Here is a 19,816-nt window from a genome sequence, read left to right as displayed (position 1 = left end):
GCGCTACGGTTTGTCTTTTCTTCTTCATCGGCATATCCATGGCTTTTACACCTCATGATATGCCCCGCCCACAAAATGACGGATAGGTCCGAGCCGCATTTCACCCCAGTGCATCCGATCGTGCCGGACCCGGCGACCCAAAATTGATGCGCTTATCTGCGGGCAGTTACGCCGCGCGCCCGCACGCGTACGCCCCCGTGCGTGGGTGTGCGCGATTTATCCAGCGGGATTGGTCGCCGGGCGTCATCCATGTTCAATGGCGAACTGCCGGGCGCGACGTGAGCCGCGCCGCATGCCGCTCATCCCGCCGATGCGCAGCCTTCCCGGCGAAGCATCACGTACACGCGGGGCGCACCGTAATGCACTCGCACTTCCGTGATCTCCTTGATGCGCATTTCCAGTGCGCTTTGATCCCGCGCGACCGACTCGTAGCGGTAGACCGTGCGGGACAACTGCAACAACGCGCAGGTCTGCCGCTGGCTTGCGCCGAAACGCTGCATCAAGTCCGTGACAAGCTCACGGCGCCGAGAAGGCTTCAGAGCTTTTTTGACAGCACATCCTGCAGCATGGCCTTGTCCAGCGACAGATCGGCTACGAGTCGCTTGAGCTTCGCGTTCTCCTCCTCAAGCTGCTTCAGCCGGCGCAGTTCCGAGGGCGACAGCCCGCCGTATTTCGTCCGCCAATTGTAGAACGTCGCGTCGCTGATCCCCATCTTGCGGCACACCTCCGCGACCGGCGTGCCCAGCTCGGCCTGCTTCAACGCGTAGGCGATCTGTTCCTCGGTGAACTTGCTCTTCTTCACGACATGACCTCCTGGTCTCGATGACAACGTCATGCCGGAATTTTCCACTTCCAAATGGGACAGTTTTGTGGGCTAGGGTCAGGGAGGATGCCGGCGGTGCATGTCGGACTGCACGCAGCGCATGGTCACGGTAGGGGCTTGGGCTTCCCATTCGTCGAGTGTCGGATCGATCAACTCGTACTGGACCGGGGAAGCAACCGCAGCGGCGGCGGGGGGGCGTATCGATGGGGGGCGAAATGGAATGTCGTTTCAAAAACAGAACGACGCCGATGCTGGCGAGAATTAGCACAACGGCATTGCCAATGGCAAAGGCAAAGGCAAAGGCAAAGGCAAAGGCAAAGGCAAAGGCAAAGGCAAAGGCAAGTGTGGAATGCATGGAACCTCCTGAGCGGGATGCGTCGGGGCGGGAATGCCTCGGCGGAGCGGCTGTAGTGGGCCGTGCTCAGATAGGTCATATGTAACCGAGAAAATCTATATTGATGCGAGAACGCGAACGATACGATGAGGAGGGGCGCGATTGACACCCGACCGGCATCTGTTGTGCGGATTCTCGCGTTTTGATCAGGGTAAGAGGGCGCTGAGGTGGTCGATATGTTTTCGAGATATTGCGATTTGACCTGTTAATGTTGACAGGTCCGCTTAACAAACGTCTCGCTGCCACCACAATTTGACAGTCTTTGACTCGCGTCGAGAAGGAGGCGGACAGCTTCTGCGAGACAATGTGATGGTCCGTTGATCCGTAGTGCGCCGTGGCGCGATTTGCGAGTAGACCAGAACCATGAACAAAAATAATTACCGACTGGTATTCAGTCGCGTCCGGGGCATGCTGATTGCCGTCGAAGAAACTGCCAGCGCATCAGGCAACGCGGGCCGAGGCGAAGTTGTGTCAGCAGCTTGGGTATCACATGTGTTCGCACGATTCGCGCTGCGCCATGCGGCATTTGCGGTACTGATCGCGGCCGGTGCAACGCCCATGTGGGCGAATGCACAGATCGTGGGCGGCGGAGCCCACGCACCTTCTGTGATTCAGACGCAAAATGGATTGCCTCAAGTTAATATTAATAAGCCCGGAAATGCTGGCGTATCTTTAAATACCTATAATCAATTCGACGTACAAAAGCCCGGCGCGATACTCAATAACTCGCCTACAATCGTCAACACGCAGCAAGCGGGCATGATCAACGGCAACCCGAATTTCGGGCCGAACGACGCCGCACGGATCATCGTCAACCAAGTCAATAGCAATAATCCAAGCTCAATTCGTGGTTTTGTTGAGATTGCTGGGCAAAAAGCTGAGCTAATCATCAGCAATCCGGCTGGATTGCAAATCGACGGCGGCGGCTTCATTAATACGTCACGCGCCGTTCTGACAACCGGCGTGCCGTATTATGGCGCGGACGGTTCCGTGGCCGGTTTCAACGTGAATCGCGGCCTTGTGACGGTATCCGGATCGGGCCTGAATGCGGCAAATACAGATCAGGTTGACATCATCGCGCGCGCCGTTCAGGCGAATGCAGCCATTTATGCGAAAAATCTGAACGTAATCGCGGGTTCAAATCAAGTTAATCACGACACGCTCGCGGCGACGCCGATTCAGGGCGATGGCGCGGCCCCGGCAGTCGCGATCGACGTGGGCCAGCTCGGCGGTATGTACGCCAACCGCATTTTTCTTGTGAGCTCGGGGAGCGCTGTCGGTGTCCAGAATGCTGGCACCCTTTCAGCGGACGCGGCCGGTATGACGTTGACGACCGACGGGCGGTTGGTGCAGTCGGGCAAGATCAGTTCGCTTGGCAACGTCGCCGTGTCGGCCGGCGGCGGCATCGACAACAACGGCACGACGTACAGCCAGCAATCCGTGTCGATGAGTACCGGCGCGGACATGACGAATAGCGGTATGCTCGCCGCGCAGCATGACGTCGGCATCAATGCCGGCTCGTTGAATTCGACGGGCGGAATTGGCGCGGGCGTGGACAGCAACGGCACGGTCACACAAGCAGGCAACCTGCAAGTTACGACGGCCGGCCAATTGACTGCGATTGGCGAGAACATCGCGGGCGGTAACGCGACGTTGCGCGGCTACGGCGTTAATTTGGCCGGCAGCAAGACGGCGGCGAACGGTAGCGTGACGCTGAACGCCGACACGGGCGATATCAATCTGTCGAACGCGGCGACGAGCGCAAAGGGCGCATTGAGCGTGACCGCAGCAGGCGCGATCGTCAACGACCACGGTAGCTTTTCCAGCCAGAGCGGGGCCACGCTCACGGCGGGCAGCGTATCGAACCAAGGCGGCACGGTGTCGTCACAGGGCTCGTTGACGGTGCACACGTCCGGTGCGATTTCGAATCAGGCCGGCACGCTCGTTTCGCAGAACACCGTCGACCTGGAAGGCGGAGCGATCGCCAATCAGCAAGGCATCATCCAGAGCGCAGGCCAAATGAAGGTGGTCGGCGCTTCCCTTCAGAATACCGCCGGGCGCGTGACGTCCCTGAACAGTGACGGTCAGTCGATCACGACGAGCGGCCAGCTCACGAACGCAGCGGGGACGACCGCGAACGGCGCGCAAGGCGGCGTGATCGGCGGTGACGGCAACGTATCGGTACGGGCCGGCAGCATCGCAAACCAAGGATCGATCAGCGCCGCAACCGATTTGACCGTCGGTGCGCAATCCGTGGACAACGGCAGCGGCACGCTGACAGCCGGTCAGAACGCATTGATCGATGCGGGCGCGCACCTGGCTAACGCGTCTGGCAGCATTTCTGCCGGTGCGTTAGCAAACGTTCGCGCCACCAATCTGGACAATAGTTCCGGTTCGCTATTGGGAAGCCAATTGTCGCTGACAGCAACCGATCTGAAAAACCAGTCGGGCACGATCACGCAGACCGGCACGAACCCGACCACGATCGTGGTTTCCGGCACGCTCGACAACAGTTTGGGAACCGTACAGACGAACAGCGCTGATCTGAGTCTGACACCCGCGACGCTGATTAACGACCACGGCAAAATCGCGCATGCTGGCAGCGGGACGCTGACAATCGGAACCGGTACGTTGTCGAACCAAGGCGGTTCGATCGCGACCAACGGGGCGATGAATGTGCAAGCCGCTGCCGTTTCGAATCAGGCCGGAACGATTGCCGCACAGCGGCAAGCCTCGCTTACCGTACAGTCACTGGACAATCGTTCCGGCGGTACAGTGAACGCCGCCACCGTTGACTTGCATGCGCACGGCACGGTCGAGAACAGCGGCGGCGCAATTGAAGCGGATCAACTGGCGGTATCGGCAGCCGATTTTGTCAATCATGGCGGCACCGTTTTGCAGACCGGGACGGGCGCAACAACGATTGCAGTCACGAATGCCCTTGATAACACGTCCGGCAAATTGCAGAGCAACGGCTCGGATTTGGCGATCACGTCCGGATCGCTCACTAACGACCAAGGCACGATCGCGCACGCAGGCAACGGCACGCTGACGATCAAAACAGGCGCGTTGTCGAGCAATCACGGTTCCATCGCGACCAACGGCGCGCTCGCGCTAACGGCCGCTGCTCTATCGAACCAAGCGGGTACGTTGTCGGCGCAGCGGCAGGCCACGCTTGGTGTGCAATCACTCGATAACAGCGCAGCTGGATACATCGGGGCCGACAGCATAACGATCAAATCTCAAGGCGCGATCAACAACAAAACCGGTGCGATCGAGTCGAACCACGCGCTGACGATCTCGGCCGACAGCTTGGCAAACGACGGCGGTGCCGTTAAGGCGCTCGGCACGGATGCGCTGTCCGTCACGACGACGAACGCGTTGACCAACACGGCAGGCGGCACGATCGGTGGCAATGGTGACGTGTCGGTTTCGGGCGGCACGGTCGACAATTCAAACGGTTCTTTGCTGGCAGCACAATCGCTGTTGGTGCAATCGAACGGCCAGCTCGGAAATGCGGCCGGCCTGATTCAATCGAACGGTAACCTCAAGGTCGCAGCGCTTGACGCGGTGCTCAATAGCGGCGGGCAAATCGAAGCGAACGGCGCAACCGCGACGCTCCAATTGTCCGGATCGAGCATCGATAATAGTGACGGGCGGATTGCAAATATCGGCACGGGCGCGACGACGATTGACGGCGGCGCATCGATCACGAACACCGATGCATCGGGTAAAGCGGGTGCCGGCACGATCGGCGGCAACGGCGATGTGACGTTGACCGCGCAAACGCTCACGAATGCGCAAGGCGGTCAGACACTGGCCGGCCACGACTTGACGTTGAACGTTGCCGGCAACGCGAACAATGCCGGCGGCGTGCTGTCGGCGGCGAACAACCTGACATTCAACGGCGCGAACGCGGTGCTGTCCAACCAAAACGGATCTGTGCATGCAAACGGCGTCCTGTCGTTGGCCGCTGCATCGATTGACGACACGTCCGGCAAGATCGGCAACGACGCCGGCAGCGGCGGCAGCATTGCGATTCAAACAGGTACTTTGTCGAATTCGGGAGGTGCGATCGGCAGCGATCAGGATTTGTCGCTGACAGCGGGTACGCTGACGGGCGACGGTTCGATTGTTGCCGGCCGCAACGGTTCGGTTTCGCTTACGGGCGACTACACGCAGACGGCCGCGAACAAGTTGCACGCGAATGGTGATCTGAGTTTCACCACGTCGGGCAAGTTGACGAACCAAGGCGTGATGGATGCGAATGGTGCGCTCACGGTGAATGCTGCGAACGTCGAGAACCAGAGCGGCGCGGATTTGAACTCTGCCAGCACGACGGTCAACGCGAATGGCGGCACGATCGATAACGCCGGCCGCATTGAAGGCGATACGGTCACGACCAACAGCACGACGCTGAACAACACCGGGACCGTGATCGGCAGCAACGTCACGGCGAATGCGGCGACGATCACCAATTCGGGTGCCGCCGCTGTCGTTGCTGCCGCCAATCAGTTGAATCTGTACGCATCGAATCAACTGTCGAACACGGGCGGCGCGAACCTGTTCAGTGTCGGCGATATCAATATCGCGGCGAACGGTCAGCGCGACGCGAACGGCTTGCTCGCGAACCGGACGCAAAACGTGCTGAACGATCAATCCACGATCGAAGCGCAAGGCAACATCGAACTTGCGGCCGGCACGTTCACCAATTCGCGCCCCGCGCCGACGGTCACGACAGAAACGACCGGGACGACCACATCGCACCAAACCAAGCGCCAGAAATACATTGTGTGCGCGACGATGAATGCGGACCCGAACGGCGGCTGTTCACAGGCGATGTGGGTAAACGGCTATAAAACGGCGCTCACTTCAAGCTATAGCCCTTCGCAGATCGTATCGGAAACGTCCGGACCGAACGCGACCGACAAGGTGCTGGTCGTGACCGTGAACGGCAAGCAGCAGACGATTTACTACAACACTCTGACGACCAACGCCGACGGGTCGGTTACGGTCAACTATTGGGACGCATACGACCCGCACGTCAACTACGTCCCGGATACGGAATACACGACGCGCAGCGACGGTCACAACGGCTATCAGCGTGTCGAAATCTGGCGCGATACGACGTCGACGACCCAGCAAGACAAGGTAACGAGCCAGGCGCCGCAGGCACAGCTCGTCGCGGGCGGCACTATCACGATGGCGAACGTCGGCACCGTCAACAACAATTACAGTGCAATCACCGCCGGCAAGTCGATTCAAATCGGCAGCACTCAGCAGAACGGGTCCGTTGGCAGCGGTAGCTACGGCGGTACGGTTGTGAACAACGTTGGTCGGACGCTGTACCAGTACCAAACCGACAATATCGTGTCGATGTACGCGTGGAACGAAGACACGACGCAGGATCGCGGCACGATCGTTGAGCCTCCGGTTATCCATACGCCGGTCGCGATTGGCGGTACAGGCGGCACGATCATCGCGAATCAGTCGGTGACGATCGACGCGCAGAACGTCAATAACCAGAACGTCGCCGCGCAAAATTCCGCGACTGGCGCAACGGGCGGCACGCTCGGCGCGAACCAGAACAACGGCGGCGTGTCAGGCAGCACGCCTGCTACGGTGGCGGGCGCATCGGGCGGCCAATTGACCAAGGTCGGCACGGCCAGCGGATCGACCATGGTCCCGGCCTTGCAATCGGTCGCCAGTGCAACCGGTGCGTTGTCGATCACGTTGCCGACCAGCGGCATGTATTCGATTCATCCCGCGCCGGGCCAACCCTATCTGGTCGTTACCGATCCGCGCCTGACGAGCTATACGAATTTCATCTCGAGCGACTACATGCTCGGCCAGTTGAATCTGAACCCCACGAGCATCGAGAAGCGTCTGGGCGATGGCATGTATGAGCAGCAGATGGTGCGCAATCAGATTACGCAGCTGACGGGACGTACTTTCCTACCGGGTTACGCAAGCGCCGAAGATGAATACCGTGGGCTGATGACGAACGGCGCGAACTACGCGAAGTCGTTCGGTTTAGTGCCCGGTATGGCGCTGACCGCCGCGCAAATGGACGCACTGACGAGCGATATCGTTTGGCTCGTTGACCAGACCGTGACCCTGCCCGATGGCAGCACGACACACGTGCTGGCCCCGGTGGTCTACATGTCGCAAACCCATGCGAACGACCTGCAACCGACCGGTGCCTTGATCGCTGCCGATGACGTAGAAATTCATACGGTCGGCAGCACGACCAATTCGGGCGTCATCAAGGGCGGCACAAAGACCGTGCTCACTGCGACCGATATCCTGAACCGGGGTGGCACGATTTCGAGTAGCGCGACGAACGGTACGACGCAGGTCGTTGCGTCCAACGATGTCGTGAATTCGTCGGGCATGATCACCGGTAACCGCGTAGCGGTGTCGGCGGGGCGGGATATCGTCAACACGACGCTGGTTGATACCGTGGGCGCGACTGGCGCATCAGGTGCGAGCAAGGTCAGCACCAGTTTGATTGGCCAGCAAGGCACGATCGCGGCAACGGGCGACTTGTCCGTTGAGGCTAGTCGCGACCTCACGCTGCATGGTGCGAATCTGTCGGCCGGCGGCGATGCGCTGGTCACGGCTGGCCGGGATATCAACGTCGATACGGTTCAGTCCACGACGAACCAATCGATGTATCTGAACGATCAGCATCATTGGGAAGAATCGAAGACGACGAACGTAACGAGCGGCGTCACCGCAGGCGGCAGCTTGGGGATGCAAAGCGGTAACGATACGACGTTCAAGGGCGCGACAGTTATCGCCGGTAAGGATCTGTCGGTGCTCGCAGGCGGCAACCTGATGGCAACGACGGTCACGGATACCGCGAAGCTCGATAACGTCGCGGCTGACAGCAAGACGCGTAAGGAAGTCGACCACAATTACGACGAACACGCCGTCGGTACGCAATTCACGGCGGGCGGCAATGCTGCGCTCGGGGCCGCGAGCACCGATGCGTCGAAAGGTAATGTGACGCTCACGGGCTCGTCCCTGACCGCTGGCATGACGAATGGTGTTGAGAACGCGACCGGTGCGGCGAGCATCGTTGCAACGGGCAACATCACGGTGAACGAAGCCCGCGAGGAACACGACAAGTATCAGGATGTACAGGTCAGTCGCGGTAGCTTCGTCAGCAGCACGAAGACCGCTGCGATGACGGAAACGCATGCGAACGTCGGCGTCGGCAGCACGGTATCGGGCAATACCGTCAACATTCAGTCGGGCCGCGACCTGACCGTTCAGGGCAGCACGGTCGTCGGCACGAACGATGTGAGCCTTGCCGCGACGAACAACGTCAATATCACGACGTCCAAGGATACGGTTACGCAGGACAGCTACTATCGCGAAACGCATTCGGGTATCGGTACAAGCGGCCTGAGCGTGAGTATCGGCACGCAGAAGAAGACCGATACGGATCACGCTTCGTCCGTCACGAACAACGCGAGCACGGTGGGGTCGCTCAACGGCAACCTGACTGTCAATGCCGGTGATACCCTGCATGTGACGGGTAGCGACCTGATTGCCGGAAAGAACTTGACGGGCAGCGCCGCGAACGTCGTGATCGATTCTGCAACGGATACCAGCAACAAGACGCATAGCGAGACAACCAGCAGCAGCGGCGTCACGCTCGGCCTGTCGGGCAGCATCGGCGATGCGATCAACGGTGCATATCAACAGGCGCAGGCGGCAAAAAGCGGTGCGGGTGACAGCCGTGCGACGGCCCTGCATGCGATTGCGGCGGCTGGCGATGCTGCGATGGGTGTAGCCGGGCTGACCGGCGGTGCACTTGCGGGCGGCGGTGCGCCGAGCATCGGCGTTCAAGTCAGCGTCGGTTCGAGCCATAGCCGACTCGATACGTCTGAGAACCAAACAACGCAGCGGGGATCGAACGTTAAGGCCGGCGGCACCACTTCCCTGATTGCGACAGGCAACGGCACGCCGGGCAGCGGCAATATTACGGTGGCTGGTTCGAACGTGTCGGGCAACGATGTGCTGCTGGTCGCGAAGAATCAGATTGACCTTCAGAACACGACGAACACCGATTCAACGCGCAGCTCGAATTCGTCATCAAGCGCGAGCGTCGGCGTATCGATTGGTTCGAACGGCATCGGGGTGTCTGCGGCGATGTCGCGCGCGCATGGCGACGGCAACAGCGATGCCGCGATGCAGAACAATTCGCATATCACCGGCGCGAACAACGTGACGCTTCTCAGCGGCGGCGATACGAACGTAATCGGTTCGAACGTGAGCGGCGGCACCGTTAAAGCGGACGTGGGCGGCAACCTGAACGTGCAGAGCGTACAGGACACAACGTATAGCACGGCACATCAAAGCAGCGCCGGTGGTGGTCTCAGCGTCAGTACGATGGGTGGCGGAAGCGCGAGTTTCAGCGCGCAGAACGGGCATGCGGACGGCAACTATGCCGGCGTGAACGAACAGGCTGGCATTCAAGCCGGTAGTGGCGGATTCGATGTGACCGTCAAGGGCAACACCGATTTGAAGGGCGCGTATATCGGCAGTACGGCCGATGCGGCTAAGAACACCTTGACGACGGGTTCGCTGACTTACAGCGATATCGAAAATCACTCGCACTATGCGGCCGACAGCAACGGCTTCAGCGCGGGCGTAGGTGTCGGTGTTACCGGCAAGGCGATCGGGCCGGGATCGGTCAGTGGCTCGGGCGGTGTGACGCCAATGATTTCACAGTCCGACAGCGGCGGCGAGAACGCTACCACCCGTAGCGGCGTCAGTGCGGGCACGATCAATATTACGAATGCGGCGAGCCAGACGCAGGATGTAGCGAACCTGAGCCGAGATACGTCGAATCTGAACGGAGCGGTATCGAAGACGCCGGACGTACAGAATCTGTTGGATAAGCAAGCCGACACGATGAACGCGGCGCAAGCGGCCGGCCAGGTGGTATCGCAAGGCATCGGCGCGTATGCAGATATGAAACGCGACGCCGCCCTTTCCACCGCGAAGGATGCGACGGCGGCAGCGAAGGCTGCGATGCAGGCTGGTGACACCGATACCGCTGAGGCATATGCAGCCACCGCGTCGCAAGCGCTGTCCGATGCGAAATCATGGTCTGAAGGCGGGGATTCGCGCGCACTGATGCAAACGGCGGGCGGCGCGTTGATTGGCGGGCTCGGCGGCGGTAGCGTGTTTTCGACGGTCGGGGGCGCGGCCGGTGCGGGCCTGTCATCGAAGCTCGCACCGCAGACTGAGGCCGTCAGCGATTCGATTGCCGGAGCAACCGGCTCGACGCTGGTCGGTAATGTGGCGGGTAATGTTTTGGCGGGCGTTGGCGGCGCGTTGGTCGGTGGCTCATCGGGCGCGGCGATGGCGTCGAACGTCGACCTGTACAACCAGGCGCTGGATACGAAGAACAAGGCGGCAAACAAGGAATCAGCGAGCCTTGCGCAGCAGGTGATTGACCTATACAAGGCCATCCAGTCTGCGCGTCAGACGGGTAGCAATGCCATTAGCTCTGGCGTAGGCCAGATTGTCGGAATGGTGCAGGCCAATGCGAGGCACATCATGGGGTTGCCCCCCGCCGCGCAGATTGCGAACGGCATTAACGCAGGTGTCTCAGTTGTCACAAGTGTGGCTGGTGGTGGAGAACCGCCGATAAATCCAGGCACCGCGTTGGCTACTTCAGCTGGGGAACAGGCGGCAAACGCCGCACTGACGGGCTCGCGCGGCGCGCCATCTAACGCTATTCTGTCGAATGGCGGTGGATCGACCGATGATTCGAACCAAGGTCAAGCATCGAGTCAGAGCGCGTCATCCAGCAATCCACAAGGTACAAATGGTGCGGGAAGTAACTCATTCCCCCAAGCGACAAGCGCAGACATTGATGCACTTCGGGCTAAGTACTCGGTTCCAGAAGGTAATACACTGGCTGTTGCGCGAACAGATATTCCTGGAATGCAGGGCGAAGTGCTTGAAGGCTTGTCGCCTTCTATTCGTTCTCAAGCCGGATTGCCAAGCTTGGATGAAGTTTACGGTGCGGACCGTCCTATCAAGTCCCCATATCAAAACCCTCTGTTTACGCGTCATGCTGAGGAAGATCTCTTTAATGGAGTGGCACAGCAAATTGATTCGAGTGGATTGAAGGGCACTGATTTGGCCGGAAAGACCCTTGATGTGCAGATTTCAAATATGAGCGGCGTTTGCAATAAATGCACTGCCGGATTGGCAGGGTCTTCGGATTTGAGTGGTGTGGTTCAGCAATTTAGTAATCGGTATCCAGATTTGACGGTGAGGATTTCTGCGGTTGGCGGAAATGCAATGCCAGGACGTACAACCATTGTGATTCGCGGAGGAAAAATTGTTAACTGATATCGTAAATAAGCTGATGGCTATGCCGTGGAAGAAGCGAGTTCTTTCACTGCTTGCGATGGCAAACCGCGCAAATGAGACGATCAAGGCATCGCATCCGGAGAGTTTTAAAGTGTGCGAGCGTGCCTTGGTTTCTTGTAAAGACTGGCTGGATGGCAAACCCATCACCCCGGAAAGCTTGGCGTTCTACCTTGATGCAGATGAAACTGAGAATCCATGGATGCAGGAGTCCATATTTAGGGGCGACCCTGTTGGTCTGAATGCGCTTGTATTTATGACCATGATAATTGGTCATGTTGCGCACATTGCATACGTAAATTCGGGTAAATCGAAATATATGTCAGAGATAATTTCCGAGGCTGGATCGAATATTTTGGAGTCGATTGTCGAATACGGTGCCCCGTATGGATTATCTGAATTTATCTAAATAGAACGCAACGCGACACTCGATCGACAATGAAAATATATACGGGGTTGGCTGCCTTTCCGATCACAGCCTTGCTATCGCTCGGGGTTCACGCGCAGCAGGCCCCAACATCTGCCGACCAAGCTGCCGCAGCGCGCGCGAACGCGGAACAAGACCGGCAAGCGCAGCAGCAACGCGACGCGCAGCAACGTGACGCGGCGGTGCGGTCCCCTTCCGTGCGGTCGGAAGTGCCGCGCGCCGAAACGTACCCGCAGTTGCCGAGCGAACAGCCGTGTTTTCGTATCGACCGTTTCGCTCTCGACGTCCCGGATTCGTTGGCCGACACTGCGAAGTCGGCCGGCGCCTCAGGGCTGCCGATGGATCGCTTTGCGTTCGCGCGCGAATGGCTCGCTCACTACGCGGGCCAGTGTGTCGGTAAGCAAGGCGTCGATATGATCGTTAAAGGCTTGTCTCGGGAAATCTTGGCACGAGGTTACATCACGACGCGCGTATTGCTGCCGGAACAAGACTTAAAGACCGGCACGCTGAAGCTCGCCCTGATTCCGGGCGTGATTCGACACGTGCGCTTCGCTGACGAAAAATTACGCGGCACGTGGAAAACAGCGTTCCCGACCGGCGACGGCGAAGTGCTGAATCTGCGCGACCTTGAGCAAGGTCTGGAGCAGATGAAGCGCGTTACCAGTCAGGACGTATCGATGCAAATTGTTCCCGCTGATCAGCCGGGCGAGAGCGACGTAGTGCTAGATGTGAAGCGCGGCAAGCCGTGGACCGTCGTAGCGTCGATCGACAATTCGGGCACGCGCGCGACGGGCAGACTCCAGGGCAATCTGTCGATTGGCATCGACAACCCGCTTGGCCTGAATGACGTGTTTAACGTCGGCGTGAGTCAAGACCTTGAATTCGGCGACAAGCGCCTCGGGTCACACGGTTGGAATGGTTTCTACTCGATTCCGTGGGGCTACTGGACCGCAACGATCGCGGCGTACACGAACACGTACTATCAACAGATTGCCGGCGTGAATCAGACGTTTGTTGCGAGCGGCAATTCGAAGACGCTTGATTTCAAACTGGCGCGCGTGCTGTTGCGCAGTCAGAACGACGTGTTTGGGGGGTACGTGCGCCTGTCGCGCCGCTTTGGCGAAAGCTTCATCGAAGATACGGAAATCACGCAGCAGCGTCGCAACAACACGGTTATCGAATTCGGCCTGACCGATCGTTACTACTTCGACGGGGCGCAGTTCGACGGCACGCTCGCCTATCGTCAGGGCGTAGGCGGTCTCGGCGCGCGTGACGACATACTCGCGGCCGATGGTGGCCCGACCTACCGCTACAGAATGGCGGTACTGGATGCGAATCTGTCGGTGCCGTTCGTGATCGCCAAGCAGTCGTTCCGATACGTGACCAGCGTTCATGGTCAGTACACGGGTAATACGCTGTATTACATCGATGACCTGACCATTGGCAGCCGCTACACGGTACGCGGGTTCGATGGTGAAACGATGTTGGCGGCGGCGCGTGGCCTCTATTGGCGCAACGAACTGCAAATGCCTATCGGGCAGACCGGACAAGCGATTTATGCCGGACTGGATTACGGCCGTGTATGGGGACCGCAGCCGGTTGTATTGGTCGGAACGCAGTTGGCCGGTGCAGTGATCGGCGTGAAGGGTAGCGTTGCGACGCGGTTTGGTGGATACGGTTACGACTTATTTACCGGTACACCGGTCTACAAGCCGTCTGGATTTCCGACCGCACGTGTGACGGTTGGCTTTCAGGTGACAGCGCAGTTTTAAGGGAAAGCGAGATGCGAGACGGGGCGCGGGCTAAACGTAGGGCACGAGCGAGGGAGCAGAGTGTGGGCGAGGACGCGCTAGACCGGGGGCCGTGGAAAGCATGCACTACATGGTGATGGCTTACTTAATTAGATGATCATGCATAAATCGATGATGCGAGGCGTAGTTCTCGCGATACCCAGCGCTGTGTTCCTGAGTGCGTGCGCTTACATCATACCGCCGCATCACTATGTCGATGTGGAGACGCCCGCGTACGATCCTGAAGTGTCAGCGAGGATGCGGGTTCTTTCGTCCAACGGCCCGGAAAAAAGTGTGACATTCTGGGAAGGTAGTTGCGCTGGTTCAGTATCCGACCCAGGCGCAGTGAAGGCAAATGACGGCTTCATTTCAGCATGGAAATATTCGTCGCGTAGCGTCGTAATCGGAATGCCACCGAGTCCGCGTGAATCCATGCGCGTTGACGGCCTCTTCTCGAAAGATCTCATCAGGGAATATGTGGTGCCCGCTGGAAAGCCGGTTACGTTATTGCTGTCGATGAGCACGTACATGGGACAGTACGGTGGGACGACCTATTGCAATGCGCCCCCAGTGACGTTTTCACCAGTGGCCGGGCAAGACTATGATGTTTTCCTAGACTATGAGCGTCGTACATGTCGGACGGCAATACGTCACATCGACAAAGAAGGCTTGGACGAACCGGTCACCGCGACACCAGCGAGGAAGTGTTCGGCCATGTGAATATTACCTGCATAGCGTTTGGCTAATGTCCAGCGGATGACAGCTTGGGATGAGGGCTCAAGGGCATCGTCTCGAGATATGAGGAAGGAGTCGAAAGGACATTTGAATGGGATTGTGAATACAAGTGACCTGCTCCCGGCGTTTAGTACGGTGACGGTGTAGAGTCCGTTCCAGAGAGGAACGGCAATGAAAAAGCGATTCACCGAAGAGCAAATCATCGGCATCTTGAAGGAAGCCGAGGCTGGCCTGAAGCCGGCGGAGCTGTGCTGCAAGTACGGCATATCGGAAGCGACCTACTACAACTGGAAAGCGAAGTTCGGCGGGATGACGGTCTGCGAAGCGCAGCGCTTGAAGGAACTGGAGCAGGAGAACAACAAGCTCAAGCGCCTATTGGCCGAATCAATGCTCGACAACGCCGCGCTGAAGGACCTGTTGGCCCGAAAGTAGCAAGCCCGCAGGCCAAGCGCGAAGCGGTCCGCATCTTGATGACCGAACGCGCCATGGGTGTTACCCGGGCCTGGGGGCTGGTAGGGATTTCGCGCTCGCTGTTCCACTACGAATCACGTCGCCGAGTTGACGACGAAGCGCTGACTGGCCGGATGATGGCCATCGCCGCGCAGAAGCGCCGATATGGCTATCGCCGGATTCACGTGCTGTTGCAGCGGGATGGCTGCTTTGCCAACCACAAGCGCATCTGGCGCCTGTACAGCAAGGCGGGACTGAGCGTGCGCAAGCGACGACGCAAGCGTATTGCGGCTGTCGATCGTGTGCCGCTGCCGTTACCAACGGGCCCCAATCAGAGCTGGTCGATGGACTTCGTTTCTGATGGGCTGGCCTATGGTCGGCGGTCTCGATGCCTGAACGTGGTCGACGACTACACGCGCGAGTGCTTGACCATCGAGGTCGATACTTTATTACCGGGCCTACGCGTGCAGCAAGTGCTCGAGCGGCTCAAGGAGATGCGAGGCTTACCCGCATCCATCACGGTCGACAACGGGCCGGAGTTCGCTGGTAAGGTGCTGGATGCATGGGCCTACGAAGCCGGCGTCACGCTGTCGTTCATTCGGCCTGGCAAGCCGGTGGAAAATGCCTATATCGAGAGCTTCAACGGGCGGTTCCGCGATGAATGCCTGAACGAGCACTGGTTCGTCTCAATGCGCCACGCCAAGCAGCTGATTGAGGAATGGCGTATCGAGTACAACACCGAGCGGCCTCATAGTTCACTCGGCTATCTGACGCCGGTGCAGTTCGCTCGGGCGCACGATGCAAAGCAGCAGTTTTTAACCTCGGACTCTAACTGCAGTTCGGACTAACGCCGGGGGCAGGTCACCTCCTGTCGGACGCAGCGCGCATTCGGCGCCGCTCTACGCCAGGGTTCGCCGGTTGCCGAGCAAGTCTTCGAGGAAATGGGGCGTCTGGGTGCAGCCGGTATGATGCCGATGCTGATGACCATTGCCAGCATTCCGCTTCGGTTTCGAGATCTTTCGTCGAAGACCGGGTGCGTTGCGTGGACAGCGCCGGCTGGCACATGTCGAATTGCATGGCTTGCTCGGTCCGCTTATCGACCCCGCCCGAGTGACAGTTTCTCGATCAGCAACTGAAGGTTTACCGGCTTGGGTAGATGGTCGTCAAAGCCCGCTTCGATCGCGGCGTCTCGATCGTGTATCGAAGCGAGCCCCGTCAGCGCGAGGGCGTAGATGCGTCGTCGATCGCCTTCGCACGCGCGAACGCCGCGCAACAGTGCATGGCCATCTGCGCCAGGCATGGCCAGGTCGCTTATCAGGATGTCGAATGAACCCGCCGCGAGACAGGCGAGCGCTTCTTGCGCACCGTTGGCCGTCTGCACTTGTGCGCCCAGACCGCGCAGCAACTGTGCCAATGCCTCCTGAGCCGGCACGTCGTCGTCGACCAGCAGAACCGATAGGCCATCCATACGCGCCGAACCGCCTGATGCGGGCACAACGATGTCTCGTTCGACGACGGTCTCGAGCATCAGTGGCAGGCGCACCGTCAAGCGCGTGCCGCGGCCTTCGCCTTCGCTGCTGGCGGTCACCGTACCACCATGCGCCGAGACCAGATGCTTGACGATTGACAGACCAAGGCCGAGGCCGCCGTAATTTCGGGTGCGCGTGATGTCGGACTGCATGAAGCGATCAAACAGGCGCGGCAGCAGCTCGGCCTTCACCCCGATGCCGTTGTCCGTGACCGAGAGTTCGACCAACGTGCCGAGTTGCGTCAACGCGACCTCGACGCGGCCGCCGTCCGGCGTGAACTTCAGTGCGTTGCCGAGCAGGTTGGACGCAACCTGCTGGAGACGACGCGCATCGCCGCTGACGATGGCTCGCCCTTGCAGACCAGCGCTGACCAGAGTGATCTGTTTTTTTTCCGCGGCAGGCCGATTGCTTTCCACGACCGTACGGACGGCCGCGGCAAAATCGACCGGTTTGGTGTCGAGCGAAAAACGACCCGAGGAGATACGCGAGACATCCAGCAGGTCGTCGATCAATTCGGCCTGCAACTGGCAGTGACGCAGGATGGTCGTCACCGCGCGCTGGCTCATTTCCTCGTCCGTCGACACACCGCGCTCGCGTGCCGTCATCAGTACCGCTGCCCAACCCGAAATCACGTTCAGTGGCGAGCGTAGTTCGTGCGACACGAGGGCGAGGAAGTTGTCTTTGGCCGTATTGGCTCGCTCGGCCTCGTCCCTGGCGGACTGTGCGGTCCCGAGCGCGCGCTTTAGCGCATCGATGTCCTGGAAAGCGAGCACGGCGCCGTCGATGCGATCGTCCGCGGTCCGATAGGCACGCACGTTGACCAACCACCAGCGGCCCTCGCTGTCCTGATACTCGTGCTCCACATCGGCCAACCCCTGGACGGCGGACTGTACCACCCGCTCGAGATCGGCTGCGGAGAAAAGGCTGTTTTGCTGCGCCATCGGCTGGCCGACACTGTCGTCCGACAGCCCGAACAGCGTTTGAGCCTGCGGCGAAAAATGCCGCAAGCGCAACTGTCTATCGAGTACCACGACCGGCAGCGGGATCCCTTCGACGAGGTTGCTCAAGTCGTCGTTGGCTCGATCCAATTGCTGATTGCGCGAATTCAGCTCGTCATTCAGCGAAGCCAGCTCCTGGTTGGTCGACTCGAGTTCCTGCTTGGCCAACATCAATTCCTCGTTGGCGCTCTGCAACTCCTCGTTGGTGCTGAGCATTTCCTCATTGGCAGTGCGCAACTCCTCGTTGGCGGATTCAAATTCGGCAACGACGGTCTTGAGCTGCGCCTGCGTCGCTTCGAGTTCGTCCGACAGGGTGGTCACCGTGCGCTCCAGTTCCTGAACCCTGGCGCCCGTCGCGCCCGCGCCTGTGCTCGCGCCATGCCGGCCGGGCGCAAGGTCGGGCAAACGCTCCATGGTGACCAGGAAATGCGGCACCAGATCGTCGGCTGTGAGCGGCAAGACTTCCAGTGCGAAGTGCTGGTCGCCGAGCGCAACCCGTTCGCGTCGTACGGGCTGGTTCGTCCGCTTGGCCTCGATCAGCGCAGTGCGCACCGTCACGTTCAGTTCGGGCTGCAACAGCCGCGGTAGAGCGAGCGAGGCTTCGCCGCTTGCAGGCGCGACAAAGCCCGAGACGTCGCCCCGGAAATGCACGACGTCGCCCTTGTCGTCGACCACGAAACCGGGCGGCGAATAGCGCTCCAGCGCGGCGCGATTCGCTGCTTCCAGAATCGGGTCCGGTTGCTGCGCCCTGCGTACCGATGGCGCGGTGCCTTGGCTCGCCCACGGCCGCAATGCATCGATCGGAAATGCCCCTTGCTGGCGCTTGGCGGCCGGCACCTTGCGGTACAGGTGCGGAGCGCCGGCGTGTTCAAAGCCGTCCGCCCCGGAGACTGCTTCGGCGCGACCGAGCAGCATAAAGCCATTCGGTCGGCACGCGTAGTGCAGCACCTCCAGCACGTGCTGCTGGGCTTCCTTGCGCAGATAGATCAGCAGGTTCCGGCAACTGATCAGGTCCATGCCGGAGAATGGCGCATGCGTGAGTACGTTGTGTCGGGCGAACACGCACATGTCGCGTATCGACTTGCGCACGACATAGCCGCCCGAAGTGGCGGCGAAGGTGGACTCGCGAAACGCCTCCGGCATGTCCTCGATCGACGTCAGGCTGTAGCGCCCGGCTCGCGCAATCTCGATCGAGGTCTCGTTGATGTCGGTGCCGAAGATCTGTACGCGGCGGTGCGGTGCCTCGCGATCGAGTGCCTCCCTCAACAGCGTGGCAATGGTGTAGACCTCCTCGCCTGTCGAGCAGGCCGGCACCCATATACGGATGGGATCGCGCTTCAGTTCCAGAAGCGCAGGGATGACGGACTGGCGCAGCACGTTGACGAACTCGGCATCGCGGAAGAAGGCGGTCACGCCGATGAGGATGTCGTCCCGCAGCGCCTCGGCTTCGCGCGCATCGCTACGCAGCAGTTGGAGATAGGCGTCCACGTCCCGGTCTTTCTGCAAGAGTACGCGGCGTAGAAACCGGCGGCGCAAATTGACGTCCTTGACGTAGCTGAGATTGATGCCCGTTCTCTGCTGAACAATGGAAATTGCGGTAGCGAGCGCGTCGTTTTCGGACGTCTGCGAGTCGTTTGTCTCGTCGCTGCGGGATTGGTCACCGAAGCGCTGCGTCAGACACGCGGCGATCTCTTCTGGCGGCAGCACCTCGTCGATCAGACCGGTGTCGATTGCCGCCGTGGGCATGCTCTTGTGACGGGCAGTCTGCGGCTGCTGGGCAATCGCGAAACCGCCGGACGCCTTCAGGTCAACCAGTCCGGCCGCGCCGTCCTGCCCGGTGCCGGAAAGAATCACCACCGCGCCGTTCACGTCGGGGTCCTGCGCGAGCGAAGCAAGGCACGTATCGATCGGTAGATTCAGTCCAGCCTGCCGGCGCGTGAGCCGGAAATGGCCGTCCAGGGCGATCACGCCGGCGTTCTCGGGTAGTACGTATATGCGGTCGTGTTCGATTTTCCGAAGGTGGACGAGTCTTTCGACCGGCATGTGCGCATCCGCCTGCAGGATATCGGCCAGCCGACTTTCCTCGCTCGGATCCAGGTGCGTGATCACGAGTGCGGCGAATCCGGGGTCGCGGGGCAGCGTCGCGACGATCGCGCGCAGCGAGTCCAGGCTGCCGGCGGAGCCACCTAGTACAACCACCCGCAGCTGCTCTGATGAAATCGACCCCACGGCCGTTCTCCTGTTTGTGCTGGTAACGTGGAACGGAGTC

At 59.9% G+C, this 19,816-nt stretch carries 5 protein-coding genes and 1 pseudogene; 4 read left to right on the top strand and 2 right to left on the bottom strand.

Annotated features, from left to right (window positions below):
• Positions 1-317: 317 nt before the first annotated feature.
• Positions 318-802, bottom strand: a pseudogene (locus HWX07_RS33600) (IS3-like element ISBcen15 family transposase); the annotation flags it as partial.
• Between the two features lie 778 nt (positions 803-1,580).
• On the opposite strand from HWX07_RS33600, the gene HWX07_RS33595 reads away from it, so the two are divergent.
• The 4 genes from HWX07_RS33595 (at position 1,581) to HWX07_RS33580 (ending at position 15,868) form a co-directional block, all read left to right on the top strand.
• Positions 1,581-11,600: a hemagglutinin repeat-containing protein gene (locus HWX07_RS33595; RefSeq protein WP_175879240.1), complete on the top strand. Its 10,020-nt coding sequence runs from the start codon at positions 1,581-1,583 to the stop codon at positions 11,598-11,600.
• Positions 11,590-12,027: an Imm6 family immunity protein gene (locus HWX07_RS33590; protein WP_244130065.1), complete on the top strand. Its 438-nt coding sequence runs from the start codon at positions 11,590-11,592 to the stop codon at positions 12,025-12,027. Before HWX07_RS33595 ends, HWX07_RS33590 begins: the two co-directional genes overlap by 11 nt.
• A 29-nt stretch (positions 12,028-12,056) precedes the next feature.
• Entirely contained in the window at positions 12,057-13,817 is a 1,761-nt protein-coding gene (locus tag HWX07_RS33585; RefSeq protein ID WP_175879239.1) for a ShlB/FhaC/HecB family hemolysin secretion/activation protein, read from the top strand.
• Positions 13,818-14,741: 924 nt separating this feature from the next.
• A protein-coding gene (locus HWX07_RS33580) for an IS3 family transposase (protein ID WP_175879238.1) occupies positions 14,742-15,868 on the top strand; the annotation gives its coding sequence in 2 pieces (ribosomal slippage) (positions 14,742-15,000 and positions 15,000-15,868; 1,128 coding nt in all).
• 245 nt (positions 15,869-16,113) lie between these two features.
• Here the strand turns inward: HWX07_RS33580 and HWX07_RS33575 are convergent.
• Complete coding sequence (locus HWX07_RS33575; protein ID WP_175879237.1) at positions 16,114-19,776, bottom strand: CheR family methyltransferase; 3,663 nt, start codon at positions 19,774-19,776, stop codon at positions 16,114-16,116.
• Positions 19,777-19,816: the final 40 nt, after the last annotated feature.

It is taken from the genome of Burkholderia sp. BCC0097, from assembly GCF_902832985.1.
Taxonomy (GTDB): Bacteria; Pseudomonadota; Gammaproteobacteria; order Burkholderiales; family Burkholderiaceae; genus Burkholderia; species Burkholderia orbicola.
The sequence above is the reverse complement of the archived record's forward strand: the minus strand, read 5'-3'. Positions and strand labels throughout refer to the sequence as shown.

Coding starts and splice junctions, on each gene's coding strand:
- HWX07_RS33595 (WP_175879240.1), top strand. CDS start 1,581: ATGAACAAAAATAATTACCGACTGGTATTCAGTCGCGTCCGGGGCATG.
- HWX07_RS33585 (WP_175879239.1), top strand. CDS start 12,057: ATGAAAATATATACGGGGTTGGCTGCCTTTCCGATCACAGCCTTGCTA.